The sequence below is a fragment of the Paenibacillus sp. OT2-17 genome (genome assembly GCF_009827695.1).
Classification (GTDB): Bacteria; Bacillota; Bacilli; order Paenibacillales; family Paenibacillaceae; genus Paenibacillus; species Paenibacillus polymyxa_B.
In genome coordinates, this window is sequence record NZ_WUDQ01000293.1 from 1 (window position 1) to 4,506 (window position 4,506).

6 protein-coding genes are annotated in these 4,506 nt (G+C 42.8%); 5 read left to right on the forward strand and 1 reads right to left on the reverse strand.

Annotated features, from left to right (window positions below; all coding sequences use genetic code 11):
• From GRP75_RS19770 to GRP75_RS19775, 3 genes are all read left to right on the forward strand, one after another.
• Positions 1-259: lactonase family protein (locus GRP75_RS19770; RefSeq protein WP_160790140.1), on the forward strand; the 259-nt coding region annotated here is incomplete at its 5' end.
• Positions 260-999: 740 nt separating this feature from the next.
• Entirely contained in the window at positions 1,000-1,155 is a 156-nt protein-coding gene (locus GRP75_RS29300) for a hypothetical protein (RefSeq protein ID WP_023988309.1), read from the forward strand.
• A 173-nt stretch (positions 1,156-1,328) separates the two neighbouring features.
• Positions 1,329-1,838 (forward strand): hypothetical protein, encoded by a 510-nt coding sequence (locus GRP75_RS19775; RefSeq protein ID WP_023988310.1) that lies wholly within the window; start codon positions 1,329-1,331, stop codon positions 1,836-1,838.
• 145 nt (positions 1,839-1,983) lie between these two features.
• Here the strand turns inward: GRP75_RS19775 and GRP75_RS19780 are convergent, their stop codons facing one another.
• Positions 1,984-2,610: an FMN-dependent NADH-azoreductase gene (locus GRP75_RS19780; RefSeq protein WP_025723667.1), complete on the reverse strand. Its 627-nt coding sequence runs from the start codon at positions 2,608-2,610 to the stop codon at positions 1,984-1,986.
• 240 nt (positions 2,611-2,850) lie between these two features.
• Between GRP75_RS19780 and murI the strand changes: the two genes are divergently transcribed.
• Both murI and GRP75_RS19790 read left to right on the forward strand, forming a co-directional pair.
• A complete protein-coding gene (murI, locus tag GRP75_RS19785) occupies positions 2,851-3,705 on the forward strand; it encodes a glutamate racemase (RefSeq protein ID WP_053325296.1) in 855 nt (284 codons plus the stop codon).
• A gap of 92 nt (positions 3,706-3,797) precedes the next feature.
• The coding region (locus GRP75_RS19790; protein ID WP_160790141.1) for an aminoglycoside phosphotransferase family protein at positions 3,798-4,506 on the forward strand (709 nt) is incomplete at its 3' end.

Genomic DNA, 4,506 nt, shown 5'->3' on the forward strand with positions numbered 1-4,506 from the left:
GCATGACAGCATTGTGGTATACGCTGTAGACGGAGCAACTGGCAAGTTGAGCTTGGTCGAGCATGTATCTGCCGAAGGAGAGCATCCACGCCATTTTGCTTTGACTCCAAATGGTGACCATATGCTCGTGGCCAACCGCGACACCAACAACATTGTTACGTTCAAAGTGGACAAGGCAAGTGGACGCTTGACCTACACTGGGCAACAAGTAACCGTGTCCAAGCCAGTATGCGTACAGCCTTTTTACTTTTCTGTGTAAAAGGAGCGCTACATTTATATCATGCGGAGTGGTTAAGTGATAGTGATGCGGATAATGGTCGGCTACGAGGACGGATCATTCTTCCGATCGCTGTTGCCCCCAGATTTCTTGTTTGTATGTTCAAGGGTAGAAATCCGGAGACAAAGGCGAACGCTCCGCTTCTTCAGAACAATTCCGTCCTTTCCGCTGCTTTAGTGCTTTTGGCGACCATTTTTTTAGGCAGAAACAATAAATGAATACGTATATGTTAATGGTACTGATAGATTAACCAAGCATAGAAAATTTTTTAGTGAAAACGGCTCGTAGGATAACCTACAGCCGTTTTTATTTTAGGGCTTAGTCATTTCAAAAGAAGTCACTACCTACAAAAATAATATAAAATTTTATGGTTACAAATAAGATACGAATAATCTCGGCAGGAAAAGGGTACATATGTTATAAGCGGGACAAGAATCTCTCAAGCACTCCGATAATGCAAATCTAGGACAAGCATTGTGAGTTCCATATAAGGGTTAGAGGCTTAAAATAAAAGTATTATATTTGGCCTAAGTATTAGTTTAGGTCGTTGGCTTCTTTAGAGGCAAACTCATGAAAAATGAGCAATGGCAAGGATAAACTGAGTAACGAAGCGGGCAGATGGATTTCGGAGAAGCGATCAAGCTCCAACAGCGATCGGAGAAACCATCTGATCGCGAAGTGGGCCTCACAGACCGATAAGAGTATATAAAGGAGGAAACGAAATGAAAATTATCATTACGCAAAAGGAAGCCGTCGACAAAGGAATATGGACAGAGATCATGGGGATGTTTGCTGTGACCAAAGAGGACGAAGTATGGCAAAATGAAGAGTTTATTCTCACCGAAGAACAGGCACGTCAGGTCGGATTATTAAGATAGCAAAGACAAATAGGACATGTTATCAAGTTTTAAGACCAAGTCTTAAAAAATCGTAACTTCTTTTTTATGTATCTGATACACTTTTTAACCGTGCAACGTTTATGATAAGTACACAAGGGTAATGAAGCTTACAGACACCGTGTACATACCCAAACGGCAAGGAGAGATCAGACATGATGAAACTAGCTTCGAAATGGACCGTATTGGCTTTAATGATGATGCTGATTACGACGGCAGGGGCAACAGCGCAAGGCTACACGCCTGTAGCAGCTGCTGAAAATCAGGAGACCGTATATATAAACCAAATGGAGATTCGTGACGGACAAATTTATTTGTCGGCAGACCCGATTGAATGGTATGAAGGCGCGGCAGCTGACAAAGCATTTGTGGAGCATGAAGGAAATACAGGATTGGATGGAGCTCCGGATGGCTACTACATCGTAAACAATTCCGTGCAAAATGACGTGTATCAGGTTGCACCAGATGCTTCAGTAGAGGTGCAGATTTATGATCACACGGGTAACATAGAAGATACAGACGTGCAATGGAACGAATCGATTCCTCTGGCACAGTTTGAGAAAGATTTTGCTAAAAAGGACGTTCTGGACCTCAGTCAATTTCCATACCATATTACGCTTCGTGAGGGTAAAGTTATAAAAATCGTGCAGCAATTCATTCCTTAAAATAGAAGTAATCTCATTTCACAAACACGTGCTTTCACTTGATTATAGATCAGGGGAGCACGTGTTTTTTTATACTTTATAACAAAAAAAGAGGATATCCAGCCCATATAGGGCGCGGATATCCTCTTCTCTTCATAATATATGATTAGAACGATTTTGCTGTGTCTACTGCACGTTGTACAGCAGAAGCAACGATTTCTTGTGCTTGATCTGGAGATTGATTATGTCCTTCCAGAACAACTTTCACGATGTCTTTCACTCCGAAGAAGGATAAGATGTTGTTCATGAAGTTCAAAGACATTTCAGCTGCAGCAGCTGGTCCTTCGGAATAAACGCCGCCTCTTGCATTCAGCAGGGCTACTTTAGTTTCAGTTACGAGACCAACAGGACCTTCAGCAGTATATTTGAATGTTTTACCAGCTTGGTTCAGGTAGTCAATGTACGTATGCAGTACAGCTGGAATCGTCATGTTCCAGAGCGGGAAAGCAAATACGACTTTGTCTGCTGCCAGGAATTGATCCAGGTAGCCATTAGCAATGTTTGCCAGGCGAGCTTCTTCTGCGTTCAGCTCCATGCCTCTAGCGGATTTGAACGTGCCGTTGATCATGTTAGCGTTCAAATAAGGAAGCTCGACGGAGAACAGGTCCAGCTCAGTGATTTCATCAGTTGGGTGGGAAGACTTGTAGCTTTCTACGAAGGCGTTATACAATTTAACTGTTGCAGATTCTTCAGCTGTACGATCATTAGCTTTGACAAATAATACTTTAGACATGATTTATTTCCCCCTAAGTAAGTTGAATAAGTAAGTTAAGTTAGTAAGTTACCAAGTAATATTACAATATAAAGATAATATCTGTCAACACTTTTATATTAAATTTACTTTGAAAAGCTACTTTATTTTTTACACTGAAAATTTTACGTGTTTCTTTTGCAAAATATCAGTTTTGCGGTAAAATTTAAATGTAAAGTTTAATGCAGAGAATGGTTTGAGTAGGCGAAGAAGAAAATGAACATGGTGCCAGCAAGATATAGCACAATAGTTGAACGAAAAAAGGTGAGTAGCTTGAAGATAGGTTTTTTTGATTCAGGATTGGGTGGAATTACAGTATTGTCCGAGGCACTAAGACGTTTGCCAAACGAAAATTTTGTATACATGGCGGATACCCTCCATGTGCCTTACGGGACGAAAACTCCCCAAGAGGTGCTTGGTTATGTCAAGGCTTCAGTACAAACGATTCTAAAAGAAGATGTTAAGGCATTGGTAATTGCCTGCAATACGGCTACAAGTATCGCGGTTGCGGAGCTAAGGAAAGAATATCCTATTCCGATTATTGGTATGGAGCCAGCAGTGAAGCCAGCGGTCGAGATGAACCGATCCAATGGTAAAAGAGTTCTGGTGTTAGCCACACCATTGACCTTGAAACAATCCTGTTATGCAGCGCTGGTATCCAGAGTTGACGATCATGGGAGCGTGGACTCACTACCTCTGCCGGAGCTAGTACAGTATTGCGAACAGTTGAATTTTGACCGGGCAGAAATGTCCGAATATTTTAACCGGGAGCTGTCTTCGTTCAATCTCGACATATATGGTACGGTGGTATTGGGGTGTACTCATTATCCTTTTTATAAGGAGATTCTAAGGGAACTACTGCCTTCTCATATTCAGTTAATTGACGGGAGCCAGGGAACAGTTAGACGGTTGAAACAGGTGTTGTCTGAGCGTAATTTGCTGGAGCCTTCGCCAAAATCCGGTCCATCGCAGGAGGGACACATTACATTTCTATGTTCTAGTCAGGATGAGACCTATGTGCATAAGATGGAGCGGGCGCTTGAAATCTATGCGGAGCATGAAAAGATTTATTTTTAAAAGAAGAGCGGCTGGCGAACGTGTTGGATCTTAATGAAATATCCAAATCGCCAGCCGCATTGTCGATCAGACGCATGGAGGGAGGGCGTAAGATGGATGTTCAACTGATCCTGAATGAGCTTCACGAAACGGGCGTGCTTGAAAGCCATATGCGAAATCTCAAACCGCTGACCGGCGGAACTTCGAGCAAAGTGGTTGTTGTCATGGACGGAACTAAGCCGCGATACGTGATTAAGCAAAATGATCCCGCTGTCGTAGAAGCCGAGGCAGAATTCTTACATACCTATGTACAGATTGAGAAACTATCGCGTTTGGTTTATGTAGATCCGTTGCACCGTTATTTGGTGTACACGTTTAGGTCAGGGCTCACACAGTATCATGGACGAAACAAAAGCGATTTGTTACTTCGTCTGGCGACGGAGGTGATCTCGCACTATAAGCCTTTTGGTGAGGAACGTCATTATGGTTATCCGGACCACCCGTTTGTGGAATGGAGAGATTTTCTGCTGCACAGAACGAAGGAATCTGAAAAGATCATACAAGACGTTTTACCCCCAGAGGATCATCGGTTCGTCCATACCCTTGTGGCCGGATCGCCGCAACGGAATATTAAATATTTGCTTCATGGTGACTGTGGAGTACATAATTTTGTGTTTGCCGAAAATGGTACGTTGACAGGCATTATTGATCCTGACCCAGTCGTGGGAGAGCCTCTGTATGATTTGATATACGCCTTTTGTTCTTCACCCGATAGGCTGATCGTCGATACTATTTTGCCTGCCTTAGAGAAGCTTGGGCCGG

What these genes read in the sequence shown, in the direction of transcription:
- GRP75_RS29300 (WP_023988309.1), top strand. Translation starts at nt 1,000, where the DNA reads ATGAAAATTATCATTACGCAAAAGGAAGCCGTCGACAAAGGAATATGG.
- GRP75_RS19775 (WP_023988310.1), top strand. Translation starts at nt 1,329, where the DNA reads ATGATGAAACTAGCTTCGAAATGGACCGTATTGGCTTTAATGATGATG.
- murI (WP_053325296.1), top strand. Translation starts at nt 2,851, where the DNA reads ATGGTGCCAGCAAGATATAGCACAATAGTTGAACGAAAAAAGGTGAGT.
- GRP75_RS19780 (WP_025723667.1), bottom strand. Translation starts at nt 2,610, where the DNA reads ATGTCTAAAGTATTATTTGTCAAAGCTAATGATCGTACAGCTGAAGAA.